The sequence below is a fragment of the Mucilaginibacter sp. P4_G9 genome (assembly GCF_056400985.1).
In genome coordinates, this window is sequence record NZ_JBFUKF010000582.1 from 1 (window position 1) to 2,418 (window position 2,418).

The 2,418-nt window shown below is 41.3% G+C and carries 2 protein-coding genes; both read right to left on the bottom strand.

Annotated features, from left to right (window positions below; translation table 11 throughout):
• The coding region (locus tag AC1DPZ_RS25555) for a hypothetical protein (protein WP_477408792.1) at nt 1-229 on the bottom strand (229 nt) is incomplete at its 3' end.
• A gap of 35 nt (nt 230-264) precedes the next feature.
• Nucleotides 265-2,418: tetratricopeptide repeat protein (locus AC1DPZ_RS25560; RefSeq protein WP_477408794.1), on the bottom strand; the 2,154-nt coding region annotated here is incomplete at its 5' end.

The window sequence follows — 2,418 nt, forward strand, 5'->3', positions numbered from 1 at the left end:
GGTTTACTTTTGCTGCCGCATCTCCAAGGTTTTTTGAAGCACTGGTAACGGCTGCTTTTTTTGTTACGGGTTTAGCCGGTGCTTTTTTTATAGACTTGGCAGGGGTTTTTGCTTTAGCTGCTGTTTTTACGGTTGCCTTTTTCGCGTGTTTCTTTGTTTGCGCTTGTGCAGGAACAAAGTATAATGCTATTATTAAGGTAAGCAGCGTATAGGTGTATCTTGAGTTCATTGCTTGTCTTCTTTTTATTATTCTTTGAGATCCTGTTAGTTTTGAGATGGAGTTTTAGTGGTATCTGCCGGCGCCTGTTTATTTTCAGTAGTATCAGGAACGGCAGGTACAGCAGTTTTACCTGGTTTGCCTCCATTTATTGCATCCAGTTTTTGTTTGGCTGTTGATAGTATATCATCATCGGCCTTGTAATTGTCAATAATACTTTGCAGTGTTGCCTTAGCCTGGAAATTATCCTTTAAGGCTTTATAATTATCAGCCAATAAAATATAAGTTTTAGCTACCCAGTAGTCATAGTTTGGCATTTCTTTAGCCAGGTCGAAACACATTTTTTGCGATGTTTTGTACCTGCCTTTTAAGTACTCAACCAGGGCCACATTATATTTGGCTTCGGCAGCGGCTACTGTTTTGGTATTGGTAACGGTGTAGTTTAATTCCTTAACGGCGGTTGTGGTATCACCTCTTTGCAGGTATGCTTTACCGGCATATAAGCCTGTGCGGAATTTATCCTCCTGTGCCGATTTTTCGTTATCCCTAACCAGTTTTACATATTTAAGTACATCGTCGGGCATTTGCATTTCCGAATAGCAAAGCAGCAGGTTATTAATGGCAAATGTATAATCGGCCTTGTATTCGGAGTTTGTCTCTAACCTTTTCAGGAACACCACAGCATCATTATACTTTTTCTGTTGTATGTAAAGCTTAGCCATGCTTATCAGTGATTTTTCGCTGTAAGCGCTTGTCCAGTCGTTTAATATTAAATTGTAATCGGCTACGGCTTCCTGTGTCCTGTTTAGGTTGGTTAAACTTTGCGCCCTGATAAATCTTGCCTGTTTTTCATAGATCTGTTTTGCAGGGAATTTATCAAGATAAGCGTTTACAGCGCCTACGGTACCTTGCCAGTCGCCTTTTAAGTAAAGGTTATTGGCCGCGGTAATCATGATGTTCTCCTGATCGGCGGTGGTATAGTTACCAATTGGGGTAGTAGTAGCGTAGCTGATAAATGTTTGGGCGTCTCCCTTATCGGTGTATATTTTTTCTATTTGTTTAAGCGCCTGCTTAGCCTCGTCGGTTGATGAATAATCCTGTATTACTTTTTTAAATGATTCAACAGCCACGTCATCATTGCCAGCATTATAATCAATTAAACCAATGGTAACCAGTGCACGCGGAACATAGCTGCTGCGCGGATATTTCTGGATCATGGCCTGCAGATCGGTTTTAGATTTGTCACCCTCTGTTTTCAGGAAATAAGTATAAGCTATTTCAAATGACGCATCATCGGCATAATCAGAGTTGGGGAACTTGTTCAATACATCATTCAATGTACTTATCTTGGTATCAAGCGATCCCTGTAGGCCCTGTATCATACCACGCTGAAACAAAGCATAGTCTTCGCCCTGGTTGTGCATGGCAATAATACGGTTGTAATAATCCAATGCCTTACCATAGCTTTTCAAAACAAAGTAGCTGTCGCCAATGCGGGTTATCGCATCATTTTGTGTACTTACATCTTTTACATCGCCGGCTAAAAATTTCTCGAAGTAATTAGCCGCTTTTTTATATTGCTCGCCATAAAATGCAGCATAAGCTAAGGCATAATTAGCGTAGTTGGCCACATCGGTTTCCTTAGCCTCTGGCATAGTCAAAAACTGCTCAAAGGTTTCAACCGATTCTGTGTATTTACGTACCTCGTACATCGATTCGGCCATCCAGTAAGTGGTAAGGGCCGCGGTTTTAGTATCAACCGGGTTTTTTAACGACCGCAGGAAAATGCCGATAGCGTTTTCAAAGGCACGCTCGTTATAAAATTCCAAGCCGCGATAATAAGTAACTTTTTGATAAGCTATCTGCGCGCTTTGTGATTTATTAGGGATAGGTTCAAGTATATCAACCGCTTCCTTGTAATTGCGGGAGTTTAAAAGCTCCTCGCCCAGTAATACCTTCATTTCATCGTTGCGGCGCGAGCGCGGATAGTTTTTAAGGTACAAACGTGTGGCAGCAAGCGCATCGGTATTAAAATCGAGCTCATACGATAGCTTGGCATACTCATACAAAGCATCTTCCTGTAATTGCTTATCAAAGCTAAGTTTTGAAGCATTAAGAAAAGCGTTGCGGGCGCTTTGCTTGTTATTCATCTTCAGGAAAACATCACCCAGTGTATAATTACCACTCTGGCTGTATACATC